This window comes from Streptomyces sp. NPDC050617 (genome assembly GCF_040654795.1).
Classification (GTDB): domain Bacteria; phylum Actinomycetota; class Actinomycetes; order Streptomycetales; family Streptomycetaceae; genus Streptomyces.
Genome location: NZ_JBFAIS010000014.1, coordinates 23,320 through 42,312, shown reverse-complemented (window position 1 = coordinate 42,312; position 18,993 = coordinate 23,320). Strand labels below are relative to the sequence as shown.

Genomic DNA, 18,993 nt, shown 5'->3' with positions numbered 1-18,993 from the left:
CCGATGCGCGCCCCGACCGCCCGCCGCCGCTCCGTCCGGCGCTATGACACGCTGTAAAGGAAGTCCGCGTGCGCGATGCGGGCGGCGGACGTGAGGTGAGAACGGCGTGCAGGTGCCCCGCTGGCGGACCCTGGGCAAAGCCCTGTTCCGGGTGCTGGTCGTCTGGGCGGTCTCCACCGTCACCATGGTCGTCCTCGCCGCCGTCCTCCCCGACTTCCGCCTCCAGTCCGCCGACGGCGACAGCGCCACCCGGATCGCGATCACGGCCGCGGCCGGCGCCGGAGCGTTCGGCCTGCTCAGCGCCCTGGTCTGGCCCGTGCTCGTACGGGCCCTGCTGCTCGTGCCGGCCTTCGTGCTCGGCCTCCTGGTCTTCTTCCTCAACGCCTCGCTGCTGCTGCTCGCCCTCGACCTGGCCCCCGTCGGCAACGGAACCGTCGGCCCGGAGACCGCCGTCGTGGTCGCCGCCGTGATGTCCGCCGCCTCCTCCGCGACCAGTACCGCGCTCACCGTCCACGACGACGGCGCGTACCGGCGGCGGCTCGCCCGCCTCGCCGACCGCCGAAGACGCCGCCAGGACGCGACCGCCGGGGACCCGGCCCGACCGCTGCCGCCCGGCACGGTCTTCCTCCAGCTCGACGGCGTCGGCCACGACGTCCTGCGCGACGCCCTGCGCGAGCGGCCCGGCACGGGCGGCCGGACCCGGCCGCCGCTGATGGAGCACGTCGCCGCATGGGCCGCCACCACCCACCGGCTCACCCCGTGGCGCACCGACTGGTCCAGCCAGACCGGCGCCAGCCAGCTCGGCATCCTGCACGGCTCCAACGAGGACGTGCCCGCCTTCCGCTGGTACGAGAAGGAGAGCGGCGAGGTGATGATCAGCAACCGGCCGACCAGCGCCGCCGAGCTCCAGCGCCGCGCCGCAGCCCGCAGCGGCCACGCCGGGCTGCTCACCGACGACGGCGCCAGCCGCGGCAACCTCTTCACCGGCGGCGCCGACCAGCTCGCCCTGGTGCTGTCCATCGCCGCCCGGCGCGGCCGCGCCAACCGCTCCCGCTCCGGCTACTTCGCGTACTTCTGCGACCCCGCCAACGCCGCCCGCACCGCCGCCTCCTTCATCGCCGAGCTCTTCCGGGAGATCGGCCAGTCCCTCGCCGCCAAGGCCCGCCGCGACCGCCCCCGCGTGGGGCGCGGCGGCCTCTACCCCTTCATCCGCGCCTTCGCCACCGTCGTCGAGCGCGACGTCGTGGTCGCCGCCGTCATCGGCGACATCCTCTCCGGCCGCACCGCCGTCTACGCCGACCTCGTCGCCTACGACGAGGTGGCCCACCACTCCGGGCCGCGCAGCCGCGACACCCACCAGGTGCTGCGCCGCCTCGACCGGTCGCTCGCGCTGATCGCCAAGGTCATCGACCACGCGCCGCGCGACTACCGGCTCGTGCTCCTCTCCGACCACGGCCAGAGCCCCGGCGCGACCTTCGCCGACCGCTACGGCCTCACCCTCCAGGACCTGGTACGGGCCGGGTGCGGGCTGCCCGTGCCGCGCCGCGCCCGGCGCACCCGCAGCGGCGCCGAGGCACGGGTCGCGGCGCGCGCCGCACTGCGCCGGCCGGAAGCCGCGGAGGCCCCGGAGCGGGAGACCCGCCGCGGCCCGTCGCGCGACCCCGTCGTGCTCGGCTCCGGGAACCTCGGCCTCGTCTCCTTCCCCGACCTCCCCGGCCGCGCGAGCCGCGAGGACATCGAGCGCCACCACCCGGCCCTGCTGCGCACCCTCGCCGAACACCCGGGCATCGGCTTCCTGCTCGTACGCTCCGCCGAGCACGGCCCCGTGGTGCTCGGCCGCGACGGGGCCGAACACCGGCTGGACAGCGGAGAGGGCGCCGAGCGCAGTCCGCTGAACGCGTTCGGGCCCGGCGCGGTCGAGGCCGTGCGCCGCACCGCCGGCTTCCCGCACGCCGCCGACATCATGGTCAACTCCGCCTGCGACCCGGCGACCGGCGCGGTGCACGCCTTCGAGGAGCAGATCGGCTCGCACGGCGGCCTGGGCGGCGAACAGAGCCGCCCGTTCCTGCTGTGGCCCCGCGATCTGACCCCGCCGGTGGCCGACGGCGCCGAACTCGTGGGCGCGGAGCGGGTTCACGAGGTGCTGCGCCGCTGGCTCGACGAGGCCGCCGCCGCCCGGCCGACGACCGATCCGCCCGCGGACGAGGAACTGGCCGCGAGCCGCGTCCTCTAGTTCCCCGACCAGTTCCCGCTCTTCTTTTCCCCCCGGTTCCCCCGGTTTCTCCGTAATGCACACTGGTCCGGCCGCGCGTCCGGCGGGCCCTATAATCCCCCCATGGCACAGAAGGTAGTTACCACCTACGTTGACGATCTGACCGGCGAAGAGTCGGCGGAGATCGCTAAGCACACCATCCTTGTCGACGGCGCGGGGGTCGAACTCGACCTCACCGACGAAAACTACGACAAGCTGCTGGAGTTGCTGCAGCCCTATCTGCACGCCGAGGGCGCCCGCCGGGTCCGCGGCAGCGTGGCCGCGGCCAAGGGCAAGCCCCGCAAGGCCCCGGCCGCCGGGGAGAATACCGCGGAGATCCGCGCCTGGGCGAAGGCGAACGGATACGAGGTCAACGACCGCGGCCGGGTGCCCGCGTCGGTGAAGGAAGCCTACGAAAAGGCCGCCCGCTGAGCCGGTGGATTTTTCGAAATGCCGGGCCCCAAGGCAATGACCTTGGGGCCTTTGCTATTGGCGCGGCCGCCCGCCGAAATCCGCCGCGCACCCTCTCGCGCCGACGATCCATGCCCGCGATCCATGTCCGCGCTCCATGTTCGCGATCCCGTGCGGACGATTCGCCGTATGGCCGTCCGTATCGCCGTCCGTATCGACGTCCGCGCCTCCGTCGAGCGAGTGGACGAATCATCGCGGCACGCTGTGATCGCTGAACGTTTTACGGTCGCGGACAGCGCCTCGCGCAAGGAAACGCGGTGATTTGTCCGCGCGACATGGTTCGGTGACCATGTTCTGTCGCCCGGAACCATACGGGGGCCTGCACGACGAGAGGCGCACCACCTCATGCACGACACCGACGGCACCCACACCCGCCGCTTCGGGCTCCCCACCGCCACCGCCCTGGTCATGGGGAACATCATCGGCGGCGGCATCTTCCTGCTGCCCGCCTCGGTCGCCCCGTTCGGCACCGTCAGTCTGGTCGCCTTCGGCGTCCTGACGATCGGCGCCATCGCGCTCGCGCTCGTCTTCGGCCGGCTCGCCAAGCGCGACCCGCGCACCGGAGGCCCGTACGTCTACGCGCGCTCGGCGTTCGGCGACTTCGCCGGGTTCCTGTCCGCCTGGTCGTACTGGACGATGACCTGGGTGAGCAACGCCGCGCTCGCCGTGGCCGGGGTCGGCTACTTCCATGTGCTGGCGGGCGGCCGGCACTCCCTGGGCGTGGACCTGACCGTCGCCCTCGTCGCGCTCTGGCTGCCCGCGCTCGCCAACTTCGCGGGCACCCGCTGGGTCGGCGCGGTCCAGCTCGTCTCCGCGGTGCTGAAGTTCGTGCCGCTGCTCTTCGTCGCCGTCGTCGGCCTCTTCTTCTTCGACCCGAACAAGCTGGGCGCGTTCAACGAGGGCGGCGGCAGCGCGGTCGGCGGGCTCTCGGCCGCCGCCGCGATCCTGCTCTACAGCTATGTGGGCGTCGAGTCCGCGGCGATGAGCGCCGGCGAGGTCCGCGACCCGGAGCGCAACGTGGGCCGGGCCAGCGTGCTCGGCGTGATCGGCGCGGCCGTCGTCTACCTGCTGGGCACGGTCGCCGTCTTCGGCACCGTCGCCCATGACGACCTCGTCACCTCCACCGCCCCCTTCTCCGAGGCGGTCGACGTGATGTTCGGCGGCGAGTGGGGCGGCACGGTCATCGCGGTCGCCGCCGTCATCTCCATCGTCGGCGCGCTCAACGGCTGGACGCTGATGAGCGCGCAGGCCCCCTACGCCGCCGCGAAGGACGGGCTGTTCCCGCTCTCCTTCGCCCGCAAGCGGCGCGGGGTGCCGACGTTCGGCGTCCTCGTCGGCACGGTCCTCGCCTCGCTGCTCACGGTCGTCAACTACGTCTCCGGCTCCGGCGGCGTCTTCAAGATCCTCGTCCTGATCACCACCTTCTCGGCCACCGTGCCGTACCTGCTCGCCGCCGCCGCGCAGCTCTACTTCCTGCTGACGGGGCGGCGCGGACAGGTCCGTACGGGCTCCTTCGCGCGGGACGTGGTGCTCGCCGCCGTGGGCTTCGGCTTCTCCTTCTGGCTGGTCGCGGGCGCCGGATACGCCGCGATCTACCAGGGCGTGCTGTTCCTCTTCGCCGGCGTGCCGGTCTATGTGTGGATGGCGGCCCGCCGTCAGGCCGTGTCGCCGCCGTCGACGACCAGGTCCGCGCCGACGATGGACGCGGCGTCCTCCGACGCGAGGTAGAGCACGGCCGCGGCGATCTCGTCCGCGGCGGCGGCCCGCCCGGCGGGCACCTCGCGCCGCATGCGCTCGGTCTTCCGCTCCGGGCTCTCGCCCGGCAGCGTGGACATGGGGGCGTCCGTCTTGCCCGGGCTCACCGCGTTGACGCGCACGCCGTCGGCGATGTGGTCGAGGGCGGCGTTGCGGGTCAGCGCGGTCAGGGCGGCCTTGCTCGCGACGTACGCGCCGAGGCCCGCGGTCCGCCGGTGCGCGCCGAGGTTGGACGAGACGTTCACCACGGCGCCGCCGCCGTGGGCCCGCATATGGGCGATCTCATGCTTGAGGGAGAGGAAGACCCCGGTGACGTTGGCGTCCAGGGAGCGCCGGAAGTCCGCCTCGGGGATGTCGGCGACCGGGGCCGACGGCACGAACACCCCGGCGTTGTTGACGGCGACGTCCAGCGAGCCGAAGCGGGCCACGGTCTCCTCGACCAGGCGGGCCACCTCCTGAGAGACCGTCACATCGGCGGTGACGGCGGCTGCGGAGCCGCCGCCCGCGGCCTCGATGAGCGCCACGGTCTCCTTGAGCGGCTCGGCCCTGCGGCCGGAGACGACGACGTTCGCCCCCTCGTGGGCGAAGGCGAGGGCGATGCCGCGCCCGATGCCGGTGCCGCCGCCGGTGACGAGGACGGTCTTGCCGGAGAAGCGTGCGGTCATGGTGGGTCCTCCACAGAGGTGTGCGGGGTCATGGGTACGACGAAATACGAGAATGAACGGTCTTGAATAAGGGCGTAGGAAAACGAAGGCGGCCGCCGGGCGTGCCGTCAGTCCAGCAGGGTCAGGGCCTGCCGCGCCGCGTCCCGCAGCCGGGCGGGCTCGCCCCCCGACTTGCCGACCACCCGCATGCCCTGGAGCAGTACGAGCAGCATCCGGGCGAGCGCCGCCGGGTCCCGGTCGGCGGCCAGCTCCCCTTGGGCCCTGGCGCGCAGGAGCGCCGAGGTGAGCGCGGTCTCGATGCTGTTCCAGTTGGCCTCGACCCGGCGGGCCGCGGCCGTGTCGTGCGGGGCCAGCTCCACAGCCGTATTGGCGACGAAGCAGCCGCGCCGCAGCTCGTCGCGGGCGGACTCGTCCGCGAAGCGCCGCACCAGCGCCCGCACGGCGGGCAGGGCCGGCCCCGGCTGGGACAACTCCTCGACCAGCGGCGGCGTCTGCTGCTCCCCGTACCGTTCGAGCGCCTTCAGGTACAGCTCGCGCTTGCCGCCGAAGGTGGCGTAGATGCTCGCCCGCGCGATGCCGAGGTGCTCCACGAGGTCCGCCATCGACGTCGCCTCATAGCCGCGCAGCCAGAACAGCTCCACGGCTGACTGCAGCGCGGCGTCCGGATCGAATTCCTTGGTCCTGGCCACGTCGGGAACTCTAGGGGTTTTCAGAACGGGCGGTCAAGAATGTCGGTGAGTGGTCCTGGCGGTGATGCGGCCGGTCGCTCCCTCGCGTTCCACGCCGGGGGAGCGACCGGCTTCCGGCCGTTTGCCTAGGCCCTGTCGTCAAAATCCCGTCGTTCGCCCGGAGGGCGGGCTCCGCGGCGGCTGGTGCGTGCTCTCGCAAGGCGGAGGGTCATCCCTGTACTGGGCGTACCGGGATGAACCCGACAACGCGGCGAGAGTGCGTGCCAGGCGTCGCGGAGCAGGCGGGATTTTGACGACAGGGCCTAGCGCCTCCGCCCGGTCACTTCAGCTCGATCTGGAACACCTTGTCGGAACCGGCCGGCTGGCGGCCGGCGAGGTCGGCGTTGGTGGTGGAGAGCCACAGGGTGTTCTCGCCGGGCACCGTCTCGACGGTGCGCAGTCGGCCGTAGCTCTTGGTGTAGTACGCCTTCGGGGTGCCCGCGTCCGTGCCGTCGACCGGGATGCGCCACAGGCGCTGGCCCTTGAGGGCCGCCATGTACAGCGCGCCGTCGGCGTAGGTGACGCCGCTCGGGGACGCCTCGCCGACCTTCCACTGGCGCTTGGGGTTGGTCATCCCCGAAGTGGAGCACTGTCCCTCGCACGTGGGCCAGCCGTAGTTCTTGCCGGGCTCGATGAGGTTGAGTTCGTCGAATTTGGCGTCGCCCAACTCCGCTTCCCAGAGCCGCCCTTGCGGGTCCCAGGTGAGGCCCTGCGGATTGCGGTGGCCGTAGGAGTAGACGAGGGTGCCGAACGGGTTGCCGGGGGCGGGCTTGCCGTCGGCCGTCATGCGCAGGATCTTGCCGTTGAGCGAGGACTTGTCCTGCGCGAGGTCGGATGCCCGGGCGTCGCCCGCCGTCGCGTAGAGATATCCGTCCGGGCCGAACTTCAGCCGCCCGCCGTTGTGGAATCTGTTCTTCTTGATGCCTTTGACGAGCACCTTGTAGTCGCTGAGCTTGGAGCCGTCGAACGTCATGCGGGCGACGCGGTTGCCCTCCGCCGCGGTGTGCATGAAGAAGACGTGGTGGTCGCTCTTCCAGTTCGGCGAGACCGCCGCCCCGAGGAGGCCGCCCTCGCCGTCCGTGGTCACGGCCTCGGGGACCGTGCCGACCTGCTTCTTCGCGCCCGACCGCGAGAGCGTGAAGACCTTGAAGGAGTCGCGCTCGGTGATCAGGGCCGAGCCGTCGGGCAGCCAGCTCAGGCCCCAGGGGACCGTCCAGTCGGACGAGACGGTCTTGACGCCGCCGGGGGTGGAGTCGGCGGCACGGGGCCGGGTCGCCGCGGAGGGCTCGGCCGTGGTGAGGGACGCGACCGCTGTACGGGGCGCGGCCGTTGTGCGGGACTCGGCCGCGCCGCCGGGGTCGGCGGTCGCCAGGAGCAGACCGGCGGCCAGCGCCGTCGCGGCGGCGGAGGCCGTCAGGGCGTGGCGGGGGGCTCCGGTACGTGTGCGCATGGAGGGTCTCCGATGGGGAAGCGCGGCCGGAGCCTCGGGATCGGCACGGCCGCCGTTGCCGGTACGGGAGGTTGCGCGCTGGTGCGGCTGCGGGGCCGGGGCCGGGGGAGGCCGGACACCAGTGGAGGTCGAGTGATGGGAAGGTTTCCTTCTGGTTCGGCGGTTCGGCCGGAACGTACAGCCTTGTCGTGCTCGGGTCAAGAGAACGGAAAAGGGGACGGAAGATGGACGGAAGGTAGGAGGTATCTTTCCGGCCCGTTCGCGAACACCGGCAGCCTGCTGTTCTCTGCTCCCCGCCGACCCGCACCCTTCCGCTGCCGCCCCGCGATAGATCGGACCAATGTGCCCGGCCCTCTTGACCGTGTCCTGTCGACTCGCGATTCTGCATCGGAAGGGAACGCGACGGACGGCGGCCGTCGCCCACCACCCGTCGGCCCGGAGGCGGTTCGGGGGAGAACGCCTCGCGCGGCGGGCTCGACGCACTGTGCCCGCGGCGCGGACGCACGGACCCCGCGCCGCGGACCGCCCCCGACCCGGAAGGCAGGTCCGATGAGCAGCAGGCCCCGATGAGCAGCAGACTGCGCGGCGCCCTGATCGCCGCCGCGCTGGCCCTGGCCGCGCTCGCCGCGCCGACCGCCGGCGCCGACGCCCTCGCCCACCCGGCGCGCCCCGCCCCGGCAGCCGAAGCGGCGACCCCGCGCGCCCCCGCCGACTGGTCCTCGGCCGTCGTGGACTCGACCATCGCGCGCTATACCCCGGACACCATCGGCGGCTGGTCGTACCCCGTCGGGCTCTACCTCTACGGCCAGTACCTCGTCTACCGGCGCACGCACGAGCCGCGCCTCCTCTCGTACATCAAGCGGTACGTGGACCGGTTCGTCGACGGCGACGGAAAGATCGGCCAGGCGTTCAACAGCCTGGACAGCATGCAGGCCGGGCGGCTGCTGGTCGTCCTGCACCACGAGACGGGCCAGGACCGCTACCGGATCGCCGCGCGGAAGATCCGCGAGCGGCTCGACACCTACCCGCGCACCGGCGACGGAGGGTTCTGGCACGCGACATCCAGCAGTCGGGCGCATCAACTCTGGGGCGACGGGGTGTACATGGTGAACCCCTTCCTCGTCGAGTACGCGCGCGAGTTCGGCGACAAGAGTTACGCCTACGACGAGACGACCCGTCAACTGACGGTCTACGGCGGCCACTTACAGGGGTCCGACGGGCTGCTCAAGCACGCCTACGACGAGTCGGGGGCGGCGGGCTGGGCGGACGACGACACCGGGCGCTCGCCCGAGAGCTGGTGCCGCGCCGTCGGCTGGTACTCCATGGCGGCCGTCGACGTCCTCGACGCCGTACCCGCGGACCACCCCCGGCGCTCGCGGCTCCTGACCATCCTGCGGCGGCTCGCCGCCGGGCTGGAGAAGTACCAGGACCCCGCCACCGGCCGCTGGTTCCAGGTCGTCGACAAGGGCGACCGGGCCGGCAACTGGACCGAGACCTCCTGTTCGAGCATGTTCACCTTCGCCCTCGCGCGCGGCGCCCGCCAGGGCTACCTCGACGCGCACTACGCGGACGTCGCGGAGCGCGGCCTCCGCGGGGTGCTGGAGCGGATCTCGCTCGGCGGCGACGGGCGGACGGAACTGTCCGGCATCTCGGTGGGCACCAATGTCGGCGACTACGCCTTCTACGTCGGACGCCCCCGCGCGACCAACGACTTCCACGGCCTCGGAGCCTTCCTGATCATGTACGAGCAGCTACGGCACCCGGCGGCGGCAGCGGCGGCGCACGGCGGTCCGGGAGGGGCGGCATGAGCAGAAGAGTGTTCACCAGGGTCGCCGCGGCCCTCGCCCTGCTGCTGGGGCTGCTCGCCCTGCCCGGCGCGGCGCGCGCCGAAGTGGAGCACCCGCGCCAGGAGTTCCTGCGCGGCTCGGTCTCCGGACTCTTCCTGCACTGGGGCGAGCGCACATACCCGCAGCACACCGACTGCGCGCGGTGGGAGTCCGACGTCACCAAGGGCGGCTGGACCCCGGAGTACTGGGTGCGCGAGGCCCGGAAGCTGCACGCGCGGTACCTCGTCCTCGCCACCTTCCACAGCCGGCTCGGCTACGCCCGTGCCTGGCCGTCGAAGATCCCCGGCTCGTGCAGCACGAAGCGGGACTTCCTCGGCGAGCTGATCACGGCGGCTGAGGCGAAGGGCCTCAAGGTCATCCTCTATATGACCGACGACCCCCAGTGGCACGACCAGGGCGGCCACGAGTGGCTCGACTCGGCCGCGTACTCCCGCTACAAGGGCCGCGACATCGACCTCACGGAACGGGTCGGCTTCGGCGAGTACTCGTACGACAACTTCCTCGACGTCATGGACCGCTACCCGCGGCTCGGCGGGTTCTGGATCGACAACGACAACGACTACTGGCTCGACCACGGCCTCTATGAACGCATCCGCGAGGAGCGCCCGGACTACACGCTCAGCAACAACAACGAGGACACGCCGATCATGGACATGATCAGCAATGAGCAGAAGACCGGCATGTCCCCGGCGTACGACTACCCGCAGGCCGTCTACACCGCGGCCCCCCGGCTCATCGAGGCCGACTTCAAGCTCCCCTCCAAGGGGGCCTGGTGGTACGACGGCTCCGACCCCGCCGTCGACCGGGCGCTCACCCTCGGCCGCCTCGTCACCAACGCCGGCTCCTCCATCAAGGCGCTCATGGCGGAAACGGCGCAGGTCAACGGGCGCTTCCCGGCGAAGCAGGAGGCGTTCAACGACTTCGCCGACGGCTATCTCGACGCGATCTGGCCGTCCCTGCACGGCACCGAGGGCGGCGGCTATCTGCACGGCGGCCTCCAGCCGGGGCAGTGGAACGACGGCGCGTACGGCGTCACGACCGTCAGCAAGGCCGACCCCGACCGGCACTACGTGCACGTCCTCACGCCCCCGAAGGGCGACGCCCTGCGCGTCCGCGACAACGGCTACCGGGTGGCAGCCGTGAGCGACCTGCGCACCGGCGAGCCCGTCCCCTTCACCCAGTCCGGCGGCGCCCTCACCCTCACCCGCACCAGCGGCTGGGACCCGTACGACACCGTCTTCCAGGTGCGGACCGCCGGCCGCACGGGCATCCTGCCGCCCGCCTCGTACCGGATGAGCGCCAGTGCCGCCGCGAGCGGCCACGCGCCCGCGGCGGCGGCCGACGGCGACTACCGCACCTACTGGGACAGCGCCAAGAACCTGCCCGTCTCCCTCGACTTCGACCTCGGCGCGGACCGGACCGTCCGCTATCTCGCCCTCAACCAGCGCGAGGACTCCGTGAGTTACGCGCGATCCGCCACCGAGCAGTCCGCGCGGATCAAGGACTACCGCGTGTACGCGAGCGAGGACGGCAGGAACTGGGGGAGCCCGATCAAGACCGGCGCCCTGCCCAGCCGCCGTGCGGTCGCCTTCATCGACCTCCCCGCGACCACCGCGCGCCACCTCCGGCTGGAGGTCCTCAGCACCCACGCCGCGGCCTCCGACACGACCCGCTACCAGCGCCTGCGCGTCGACGAGGCATGGCTGGGCGCCGCCTACGCCACGCCCGCCGCCGGACACCGGAAGGCCGGAAGCCCGGAAGAGGGACAGAGGAAGGAGGCACGCAACCCCTGACCTACCCGCGGCCCCGGAACCCCGACCTCCACGACCGACCGTGCACATCCCCCCATCGAAAGGCAGGCACAGCCCATGTCCCAGAACGACACCCAGGACCAGGCCGTCCCCGTCACCCGCGCCGACGACGCGGTGAGCGCCGGACACACCGTCTGGACCACCCCGGACTACGAGATCATCGAGACCGGGCTCGAAGTGACCGCCTACTCCCTGTCCGCCCGCTGAGCGCGCCCGCCATGCTGCTGCGCGTGCTCGGCACCGCGGCGGGCGGCGGGCTGCCCCAGTGGAACTGCGCGTGCCCCGGATGCTCCGGGGCACGCCGCCATCCGCAGCGCGCCCGCCGCCACGCCTCCCTCGCCGTACGGGCCGACGACGCCCGCTGGTACCTCGTGGGCGCCACCCCCGACATCGGCGACCAGATCGCATCACACCCCGAACTCCACCCCGGACCAGGTCCCCGCGACACCCCCGTCGCGGGCATCGTGCTCACCGACGCCGAGCTGGACCACACCCTCGGCATCGCCCGGCTGCGCGAGGCCCGCGCCCTGGACGTACTGGCCACCGGGCCCGTGCGGGACGCGCTGCTGGACCGGCTGCGGCTGGGCGACATCCTCGGCCCGTACACCGGGATCACCTGGCGTCCGCTGCCGACGCGGGAGCCGCAACCCCTGGTCGCGGGCGGCCCGTTGGAGATCAGCGCCGTCCCGGTGTCCGCCAAGCGGCCGCGGTACGCCGCCGCCGACGCGCCCGCCGAGGACTGGGTCGTGGCGCTGCGGCTGACCGACCGCGCGACGGGCGGCACGCTCGTGTACGCCCCGGCGCTCGCCGCCTGGCCCGACGCCCTCCAGCGGGCCGCCGCCGAGGCGGACTGCGTGATCGTGGACGGCACGTTCTGGGACGACGAGGAGCCCCGGCGCGCCGGGTTCACCGAGCGGACCTCGACCGCCATGGGGCACCTCCCGATCGACGGCCCGAACGGCACGGCCCGCCTCCTGCGCACGCTCGACGCCCGCTGCCTCTACACGCACCTGAACAACACCAACCCCCTGGGTGACCCGGCCGCCGAGGAGCACAAACTCCTGGCGGAGTGGGGCATCGAGGTGGCCGCCGACGGAATGGTGATCGAACTGTGAGCACCCTGGAAGAGCGGCTGCGGGACGTCGTGGGGCGGCGCTACCACGACCGCCACCCGTTCAACCGCCGCATGCACGACGGCGAACTGACCCCGGCCGAGCTGCGCCGCTGGATCCGCAACCGCTTCCACTACCAGCGCTGCATCCCCGTCAAGGACGCCCTGATCACCGCCAAGTTCGACAGCCCCGAGCTGCGCCGCATGTGGGTGCGGCGCATCCAGGACCACGACGGCGGCGCCGACGGCGAGGGCGGCATCGAACGCTGGCTGCGGCTCGGCGAGGCCGCCGGCCTGAAACGCGGCCAACTGCTGGACACGGACGGGGTGTTGCCGGGCGTGCGGCTCGCCGTGGACGGATACGTCAACTTCTGCCGGCTGCGCTCCCCGCTGGAGGCCGTCGCCGCCTCGCTCACCGAACTGTCCGCGCCGGACATCATGCGCACCCGCATCGACGCCTTCGAACGGCACTACCCCTGGATCGAGGCCGACGGACTCGCGTACTTCCGCACCCGCGTCGGACAGGGCAGCCGCGACAGCAAGGAGGCGCTGCACCTCGTCCTGGAGTGGGCCCGTACGGACGAACAGCAGGACCGGGCGGTGGCCGCGCTCGCCTTCAAATGCGACGTGCTGTGGTCCCTGCTCGACGCGGTGGACCACGCGGACGGCGACGAGGAGAGCCCCGCGTGAACGACTGGCGGCCCGCCCTCGTCCCCGCGGCCGTGCTGCGGCACGACGCGGTGCGCGACGCGGAACTCCTGCTCCTGCCCGAACGGGTGGTGGTGCTCAGCGGCACGGCCGCGGAGATCCTGCGGCTGTGCGACGGCGACCGCGAAGTGCCCGCGATCGTCGAGGAGCTGACGGCCCGCTACCCCGGCGCGCCCGTGGCCGCCGAGGCCCCGCGCTTCCTCGACCGGGTGCGCGGGGAGGGCTGGCTGCGATGACCCCCGTCCCGCGCCCCTGGGCGCTGCTCGCCGAGCTGACCCACGGCTGCCCGCTGCACTGCCCGTACTGCTCCAACCCACTGGAACTCACCCGCAGATCAGCCGAGTTGACCACCGACGAGTGGCGCGACGCGATGCGCCAGGCCGGGGCGCTCGGGGTCGCGCAGACCCACCTCTCCGGCGGCGAGCCGCTGCTCCGCGCCGACCTGGAGGCGATCGTCGACGCCGCCGAGGCCGCCGGCGTCTACACCCAACTCGTCACCAGCGGCGTCGGCCTCACCGCCGCCCGCCTCGCCGCCCTGAAGACCGCCGGGCTGCGCAGCGTGCAACTGTCCGTACAGCACGCCGACGCGGCGGCCAACGACCGGATCGGCGGCCGCACGTCCTTCGCCGACAAGGAGCGGGCCGCCGCCCTCGTACGGGCCGCGGGGCTGCCCCTCGGCCTCAACGTGGTGCTGCACCGCGCCAACCTCGACGCCGTCGACGCCCTCATCGACCTGGCCGCGGCCTGGGGCGCGGACCGGATCGAACTGGCCAACACCCAGTTCTACGGCTGGGCGCTGGAGAACCGGGCGGCGCTGCTGCCCACCCGCGACCAGCTCGACCGGGCGCGGGAGACCGTCGAGCGGCGCCGCCGGACGGGCGGCCCGGAGCTGGTGTGGGTCGTGCCCGACTACTTCGGCGGCGAGCCGAAACCGTGCATGGGCGGCTGGGGCGCGCGCTCCCTCACCATCGCGCCCGACGGCACCGTGCTGCCCTGCCCGGTCGCCGCCACGCTGCCCGGCCTCGACGCCCCCAGCCTCCGCGACCACTCGCTGGAGTGGATCTGGGACCGCTCCACGGCGTTCAACGCCTACCGCGGCACGGACTGGATGCGGGACCCGTGCCGCACCTGCGCCCGGCGCACCGAGGACTTCGGCGGCTGCCGCTGCCAGGCGTACGCGCTGACCGGGGACGCCGCCCGGACGGACCCGGCCTGCGCGCTGTCCCCCGACCACCACCTCGTACGCGACCTCGTCGACAACGGGCCCGGCGGCGCGGCCGGGCCCGTGCCGGACTACGTCTACCGCAGGCCGGGAGCGGGGCCGGGGGCCGGTCCCGGCCGGTCCGCGTCCTCGCCCAGCGACGCCGACCACCGGGCGTAGAGAAGGCCGAACGGCCCGCCCGCGACGGCCAGTTCGCGGGGGGCGCCGTCCTCCACGACGCGGCCCCGCTCCAGGACCAGCACCCGGTCCGCGGCCAGGACCGTGGACAGCCGGTGCGCGATGATCACCGCGGTGCGGTCGGCGAGCAGCGCGCCGAGCGCCCGCTGCACCGTCAGCTCGGTCGGGATGTCCAGGCTCGACGTCGCCTCGTCCAGCAGCAGCACGGTCGGGTCGGCGAGGAACGCGCGGGTGAGCGCCACCATCTGCCGCTGGCCCGCCGAGAGCCGGTTGCCCCGCTTGCGGACCTCCGTGTCGTACCCGTCGGGCAGCCCCGAGATGAACGCGTCGGCGCCGATCGCCTCCGCCGCCGCCCGGATCTCCGCACGGCTCGCGCCGGGCCGCGCCAGCGCGATGTTCTCCGCGATCGAGCCGGTGAACAGGAAGTTCTCCTGCGTCACCAGCGTCAGCTCGCGCCGCAGCTCCGCGTCGGCGACCTCCCGCAGATCGACGCCGTCCAGCAGCACCTGACCGTTCGACGGATCGTAGAAGCGGGCCGCGAGCTTGCCGATGGTGGACTTGCCCGCGCCCGTCGCGCCCACCACGGCGACCGTCTGCCCGGCCGGGATGGTCAGGTCAAGGCGGTGCAGCACCAGCGGCCCGCCCGGCGCGTAGCGGAAGTCCACCGCGCGGAAGACCAGCTGCCCGCGGCCGGGGCGGTCGGGCGCGAGCCGCACCGGGACCTCCGGCTCGGGCACCGAGGACGGCGTGGCGAGGAAGCCGGAGATCTTCTCCAGCGCCGCGCTGGCCGCCGCATACAGGTTGGTGAACGTCGCCAACTCGTCCAGCGGGTCGTAGAACCGGCGCAGATACAGCACGAACGCCGTGAGGATGCCCAGCGGCAGCGCCCCCTCGTTCACCCGCCAGCAGCCGAGCGCCAGCACCAGGGCGAGCGCGATGTTGCCCGCCAGCCGCACCCCGGCCGTGTAGCGCGCCACCACGCTGAGCGCCTCGGTGTGGGCGTCCCGGAACACCTCGTTGAGATCGTTCATCGCGGTGTGCTTGCGGCGCTCCGCGCGGAACGCCTGCACCGCCCGCACCGCGTTCATCGTCTCGCCGAACTGCGTGATGATGTCCGCGACGGTGTTGCGGGCCCGGCGGTACGCGCGCTGGGACCGCTCCCGGAACCAGCGCGTCATCATCACCAGCGGCACGATCGAGACGAGCACGATCAGGGCGAGCGGCAGGTCCAGCCAGAGCAGCAGCACCGTGATGCCCGCCACCGTCAGCAGCGAGGTCAGCAGCCCGTCCAGGCTCCCCTCGACGAGGTCGCGCACCGCGTCGATGTCGGACGTCAGCCGGGAGATGACCTTCCCCGAGGTATACGACTCGTGGAAGGCGACCGGCAGCCTGCGCGCGTGCTGGAAGATGCGGGTGCGCAGGTCGAGCAGGAGCGACTGGCCGATGCTGCCGGACAGCCGGAAGAACCCGAACCGGGCCCCGGCCGCCAGCACCCCGCAGCCGGTGAAGCCCGCCACGCACCACATCAGCGTGGCGAAGTCCCCGGCGACCGCCTCCGGGATGCCGTGGTCGATCGCCTGCGCGATGAGCAGCGGACCGACCAGCTGGGCCGCGTTCTCCAGGATCAGCGCGGCCATCGCGACGACCACCTGCCACAGCCAGGGCCGCAGCAGCGAATACAGGAGCACGCGGGAGCGCTTGCGCACCCGCCGGTGGGTGGCCCGGTCGAGTACGGCCGCGTCCTCGGCGGCCTCCGTGCTCTCCGAACCCGCCGTCGCCTCGGGGATCTTGGCGGGTACGGGCTCCAGGACCTCCGCCGTCTGCTCGCCGCCGCTCATCGGCTGATCACCTCGCTGTCGGGGGTGCCGGGCGTCCGCAGCGGGGTGACCGACATCAGGGAGCGGTAGTGGGCGCTGGAGTCCAGGAGTTCGCTGTGGGTGCCCAGCGCCGCGATGCGGCCGTCGGCGAGGACGGCGACGCGGTCCGCCATCCGCGCGGTGTTGGGCCGGTGCGCGACGACCAGCGCCGTCGAGTTCCGCAGCACCCGGCGCAGCGCCCGCTCGACCTCGGCCTCCGTGTGCAGGTCCAGGGCGGACAGCGGGTCGTCGAGGACCAGCAGGGCGGGTCGGCCCACGATGGCCCTGGCGAGCGCGAGGCGCTGCCGCTGCCCGCCGGAGAGCGAGAGCCCCTGCTCGCCGATGCGGGTGCCCAGCCCGTCCGGGCCGAGGTCGTCGACGAACTCCTCGGCGCTCGCGGTGCGCAGCGCGGCGCGGATCTCGTCGTCCGTGGCGTCCGGGGAGCCGAGCGCCACGTTGTCGCGGATGCTGAGGGAGGAGAGCATCGGGTCCTCGAAGGCGCAGCCGACGATGGTGCGCAGTTCGGTGAGGGCCAGCTCGCGGATGTCGACGCCGTCGACGGTGATCCGGCCGGCGCTCACGTCGGCCATCCGCGGGACCAGCCCCGCCAGCGTGGTCTTGCCGGAGCCGGTCGCGCCGACCAGCGCCAGCGTCTCGCCGGGCCGGATCTCCAGATCGACGCCGCGCAGTACGGGCCGGTCCGCGCCGGCCTGCCGGAAGTGCACGTTCTCGAAGCGCAGCGCGCCGCGCACCGGCCGGGCGGCGGGCCGGGGCTTTGGCGGGTCGGTGATGTCCGGCTCGGTGTCGCGGATCTCCCAGTACCGGTCGCAGGCCGCGGCGGCCGTGCTGGTCTCGGCGAGCGCCCAGCCGATGCACTCGGTGGGCCAGCGCAGATACGTGCTGACGGTGACGGCCGCGACGAGGTCGCCCAGCGTCAGGGTGCCGTGGGCGATGCCCGTGCCGCCCAGGGCGAGTTGGCCGGCGATGCCGAGCTCGGGGAGGATCAGCAGCGCCGTGGAGAGCGCGGCCATGATCCGTACGATCCGCATCTCGCTGTGGCGCAGCAGCCGGGCCCGGTCGCGGAAGACGCGGGCGCGCGTCCGGCCCTGCCCGAAGGAGCGCAGCACCCGGATGCCGAGCATCGTCTCCTCGACGATCGTCGTGAAATGTCCCGTCTGGTCCTGGACTTCGCGGGCCGCGGCCTTGTAGCGGGTCTCGAAGAAGAAGGAGACCAGCAGCAGGGGAGCGAAGCTGCACAGCCCCACCAGGGCCAGCGACGGCTCGATGGAGAACAGCAGGGCGAGCCCGACCAGCAGGGTCAGCGTGTTGACCACCAGGAAGACGGCGGCGAACGCCAGGAACTTCCGCAGCGTGACCAGGTCGTTCACGGCGCGGGACAGCAACTGGCCGGACTGCCAGTGCTCGTGGAAGCCGATCGGCAGCCGCAGCAGATGCCGGAAGAGGTCGGCCCGCATGCGCGACTCGACCAGCGCGGTGGGCCGCGCGATGAGCTTGCGGCGCCCGTAGAAGCAGACGGCCTCCGCCGCGCCGAGCGCCGCGACGAGAAGAATCAGCCAAACCGCCTGCCCGGTCCGGCCGTTGCTCAGCGGGCCGTCGATGATGCGCTGCGTGACCAAGGGAATGGTGAGGCCGCACAGCAGCGCGGCCAGCGTGGCCGCGGCTGCCCCGGCCACCGGCACGCCGACCGGCCGTAAATACGGACCGAGCCGCCAAAGAGCCGTAAACGAGGAACGTGACCTCCTGGGCGCTGCGTCGTTCACGGTCAATTCCTGCTCCTCACCATCATCGAGCGGTGGCCAAACTTCATCGTTGTCCCAGATGTGTGCCGTGCTAGCCTGACGGGAATTCCGACGGGCGTGTGCAAACGAATCGAGGGTCTTTCGTGCAGAATAATCACCTCGCCGACCTGAGCCGAATCAATTCCGACGACAGCTATGCCGAACTCCGAAACGACGCGGCGTTCTGGGAGCCCTGGGTCCGCCGCGCGCTCGACGAGCTCGGCCTGCCCGCGCCCGGCGAGCTGCTCGTCCCCGGCGAGAGCACGAACCCGGTGCTGATCAGCGACACCGGCCTGGCGGTGAAGCTGTACGGGGAGCACTGGTGCGGTCCGGAGTCTCACGCGTCGGAGCTGGAGGCGTACGAGGTGCTGGCCGGCGCCGACCTGCCCGTGCCGAAGCTGCTCGGCCGCGGCGAACTGCGCCCCGGCGGGACGGGGTGGCCGTGGCCGTTCCTCGTCATAGAGCGGGCGTCGGGGCGCACCTGGCGGGAGGCCGCCGACGCCGCCGGCGCCGGGAGCGCCGCCGACCGGGCCGCGCTGCTGACCCTCGCCAGGGAGTTCGGCAAGATGCTGCGCCGGCTGCACGACGTGCCCCTCAACGGCACCGCCGTGCTGCGGCCCGGCTCGCCGACCTTCCCCGACCTGCTCAAGGAGCGCCGTGAGGCCACCGTCGCCGACCACCGCGAGTGGGGATATCTCTCGCCCAGGCTCCTCGATGACGTGCCCGCCTTCCTGCCCGACGTCGACGAGCTGCTAGCCGGCCGCGAGCCGCGGTTCGTCCACGGCGACCTGCACGGCACCAACGTCTTCGTCGATCCGGGCCTGGGCGGGATCAGCGGCCTGATCGACTTCACCGACGTATACGCCGGCGACCCCCGGTACAGCCTGGTCCAATTGCATCTCAACGCCTTCCGGGCCGACCGCGAACTGCTCGCCGCGCTCCTCGAAGGAGCCGACTGGGACGTGAGTGACACCTTCCCCAGGGAAATGCTCCAGTTCACCTTCCTGCACGATTTCGAGGTGCTGGAGGAGACCCCCCTGGACCTGACCGGCATCGACGACATCGACGAACTGGCGCAGCGGCTGTGGGGCGTGGGCTGAGGCCCCGAGCCGCACCCCGGGCCGGGCGCCGGACGCCCGGCC

At 72.7% G+C, this 18,993-nt stretch carries 17 protein-coding genes; 12 read left to right on the top strand and 5 right to left on the bottom strand.

Going from position 1 to position 18,993, the window contains the following annotated elements:
* The first annotated feature begins 106 nt into the window (after window positions 1-106).
* From AB0I49_RS19665 to AB0I49_RS19650, 4 genes are all read left to right on the top strand, one after another.
* Window positions 107-2,233, top strand: a complete 2,127-nt coding sequence (locus AB0I49_RS19665) for a phage holin family protein (RefSeq protein WP_363228268.1) — start codon at window positions 107-109, stop codon at window positions 2,231-2,233.
* A 102-nt stretch (window positions 2,234-2,335) separates the two neighbouring features.
* Window positions 2,336-2,683, top strand: a complete 348-nt coding sequence (locus AB0I49_RS19660) for an Lsr2 family protein (protein ID WP_030877277.1) — start codon at window positions 2,336-2,338, stop codon at window positions 2,681-2,683.
* A 168-nt stretch (window positions 2,684-2,851) separates the two neighbouring features.
* Complete coding sequence (locus AB0I49_RS19655) at window positions 2,852-2,983, top strand: hypothetical protein (protein WP_363228267.1); 132 nt, start codon at window positions 2,852-2,854, stop codon at window positions 2,981-2,983.
* Between the two features lie 84 nt (window positions 2,984-3,067).
* Window positions 3,068-4,450 carry an amino acid permease gene (locus AB0I49_RS19650; protein WP_363228266.1) on the top strand — a complete coding sequence of 461 codons (1,383 nt, stop codon included), beginning with the start codon at window positions 3,068-3,070 and terminating at the stop codon, window positions 4,448-4,450.
* Here AB0I49_RS19650 and AB0I49_RS19645 read toward each other — a convergent pair.
* The 3 genes from AB0I49_RS19645 to AB0I49_RS19635 form a co-directional block, all read right to left on the bottom strand.
* On the bottom strand, window positions 4,378-5,142 hold the full coding sequence (locus tag AB0I49_RS19645; protein ID WP_363228265.1) for a glucose 1-dehydrogenase: 765 nt from the start codon (window positions 5,140-5,142) through the stop codon (window positions 4,378-4,380). The genes AB0I49_RS19650 and AB0I49_RS19645 overlap by 73 nt on opposite strands.
* 107 nt (window positions 5,143-5,249) lie before the next feature.
* Window positions 5,250-5,831 carry a TetR family transcriptional regulator gene (locus AB0I49_RS19640; protein ID WP_363228264.1) on the bottom strand — a complete coding sequence of 194 codons (582 nt, stop codon included), beginning with the start codon at window positions 5,829-5,831 and terminating at the stop codon, window positions 5,250-5,252.
* A 319-nt stretch (window positions 5,832-6,150) separates the two neighbouring features.
* A complete protein-coding gene (locus AB0I49_RS19635) occupies window positions 6,151-7,320 on the bottom strand; it encodes a PQQ-dependent sugar dehydrogenase (protein ID WP_363228263.1) in 1,170 nt (389 codons plus the stop codon).
* Window positions 7,321-7,886: 566 nt separating this feature from the next.
* Here AB0I49_RS19635 and AB0I49_RS19630 point away from each other — a divergent pair.
* The 7 genes from AB0I49_RS19630 to pqqE all read left to right on the top strand — a co-directional run bounded on the left by AB0I49_RS19630 (window position 7,887) and on the right by pqqE (window position 14,178).
* Entirely contained in the window at window positions 7,887-9,128 is a 1,242-nt protein-coding gene (locus AB0I49_RS19630) for a glycoside hydrolase family 88 protein (protein ID WP_363228262.1), read from the top strand.
* Window positions 9,125-10,960 (top strand): discoidin domain-containing protein, encoded by a 1,836-nt coding sequence (locus AB0I49_RS19625; RefSeq protein ID WP_363228261.1) that lies wholly within the window; start codon window positions 9,125-9,127, stop codon window positions 10,958-10,960. Before AB0I49_RS19630 ends, AB0I49_RS19625 begins: the two co-directional genes overlap by 4 nt.
* 75 nt (window positions 10,961-11,035) lie before the next feature.
* On the top strand, window positions 11,036-11,185 hold the full coding sequence (gene pqqA / locus AB0I49_RS19620; protein ID WP_363228260.1) for a pyrroloquinoline quinone precursor peptide PqqA: 150 nt from the start codon (window positions 11,036-11,038) through the stop codon (window positions 11,183-11,185).
* A gap of 11 nt (window positions 11,186-11,196) precedes the next feature.
* Window positions 11,197-12,093 (top strand): pyrroloquinoline quinone biosynthesis protein PqqB, encoded by an 897-nt coding sequence (gene pqqB, locus AB0I49_RS19615; RefSeq protein WP_363228259.1) that lies wholly within the window; start codon window positions 11,197-11,199, stop codon window positions 12,091-12,093.
* Window positions 12,090-12,779 (top strand): pyrroloquinoline-quinone synthase PqqC, encoded by a 690-nt coding sequence (gene pqqC / locus AB0I49_RS19610; RefSeq protein ID WP_363228258.1) that lies wholly within the window; start codon window positions 12,090-12,092, stop codon window positions 12,777-12,779. The genes pqqB and pqqC overlap by 4 nt, the downstream gene beginning before the upstream one ends.
* Entirely contained in the window at window positions 12,776-13,033 is a 258-nt protein-coding gene (pqqD, locus tag AB0I49_RS19605) for a pyrroloquinoline quinone biosynthesis peptide chaperone PqqD (RefSeq protein WP_363228257.1), read from the top strand. Before pqqC ends, pqqD begins: the two co-directional genes overlap by 4 nt.
* A complete protein-coding gene (gene pqqE, locus AB0I49_RS19600; RefSeq protein ID WP_363228256.1) occupies window positions 13,030-14,178 on the top strand; it encodes a pyrroloquinoline quinone biosynthesis protein PqqE in 1,149 nt (382 codons plus the stop codon). Before pqqD ends, pqqE begins: the two co-directional genes overlap by 4 nt.
* Here the strand turns inward: pqqE and AB0I49_RS19595 are convergent.
* A complete protein-coding gene (locus AB0I49_RS19595; RefSeq protein WP_363228255.1) occupies window positions 14,097-16,034 on the bottom strand; it encodes an ABC transporter ATP-binding protein in 1,938 nt (645 codons plus the stop codon). The genes pqqE and AB0I49_RS19595 overlap by 82 nt on opposite strands.
* Entirely contained in the window at window positions 16,031-17,746 is a 1,716-nt protein-coding gene (locus AB0I49_RS19590; RefSeq protein ID WP_363228254.1) for an ABC transporter ATP-binding protein, read from the bottom strand. The genes AB0I49_RS19595 and AB0I49_RS19590 overlap by 4 nt, the downstream gene beginning before the upstream one ends.
* Window positions 17,747-17,955: 209 nt before the next feature.
* Here AB0I49_RS19590 and AB0I49_RS19585 point away from each other — a divergent pair, with 209 nt between their 5' ends.
* Window positions 17,956-18,951, top strand: a complete 996-nt coding sequence (locus AB0I49_RS19585) for an aminoglycoside phosphotransferase family protein (RefSeq protein ID WP_363228253.1) — start codon at window positions 17,956-17,958, stop codon at window positions 18,949-18,951.
* The last annotated feature ends 42 nt before the right edge of the window (window positions 18,952-18,993 follow it).

Excerpts from the sequence above, each read along its gene's own strand:
- pqqB (WP_363228259.1), top strand. The coding sequence starts at position 11,197 with ATGCTGCTGCGCGTGCTCGGCACCGCGGCGGGCGGCGGGCTGCCCCAG.
- pqqE (WP_363228256.1), top strand. The coding sequence starts at position 13,030 with ATGACCCCCGTCCCGCGCCCCTGGGCGCTGCTCGCCGAGCTGACCCAC.
- AB0I49_RS19655 (WP_363228267.1), top strand. The coding sequence starts at position 2,852 with ATGGCCGTCCGTATCGCCGTCCGTATCGACGTCCGCGCCTCCGTCGAG.
- AB0I49_RS19635 (WP_363228263.1), bottom strand. The coding sequence starts at position 7,320 with ATGCGCACACGTACCGGAGCCCCCCGCCACGCCCTGACGGCCTCCGCC.
- AB0I49_RS19650 (WP_363228266.1), top strand. The coding sequence starts at position 3,068 with ATGCACGACACCGACGGCACCCACACCCGCCGCTTCGGGCTCCCCACC.
- AB0I49_RS19625 (WP_363228261.1), top strand. The coding sequence starts at position 9,125 with ATGAGCAGAAGAGTGTTCACCAGGGTCGCCGCGGCCCTCGCCCTGCTG.
- AB0I49_RS19660 (WP_030877277.1), top strand. The coding sequence starts at position 2,336 with ATGGCACAGAAGGTAGTTACCACCTACGTTGACGATCTGACCGGCGAA.
- pqqA (WP_363228260.1), top strand. The coding sequence starts at position 11,036 with ATGTCCCAGAACGACACCCAGGACCAGGCCGTCCCCGTCACCCGCGCC.
- AB0I49_RS19645 (WP_363228265.1), bottom strand. The coding sequence starts at position 5,142 with ATGACCGCACGCTTCTCCGGCAAGACCGTCCTCGTCACCGGCGGCGGC.
- AB0I49_RS19630 (WP_363228262.1), top strand. The coding sequence starts at position 7,887 with ATGAGCAGCAGACTGCGCGGCGCCCTGATCGCCGCCGCGCTGGCCCTG.
- AB0I49_RS19595 (WP_363228255.1), bottom strand. The coding sequence starts at position 16,034 with ATGAGCGGCGGCGAGCAGACGGCGGAGGTCCTGGAGCCCGTACCCGCC.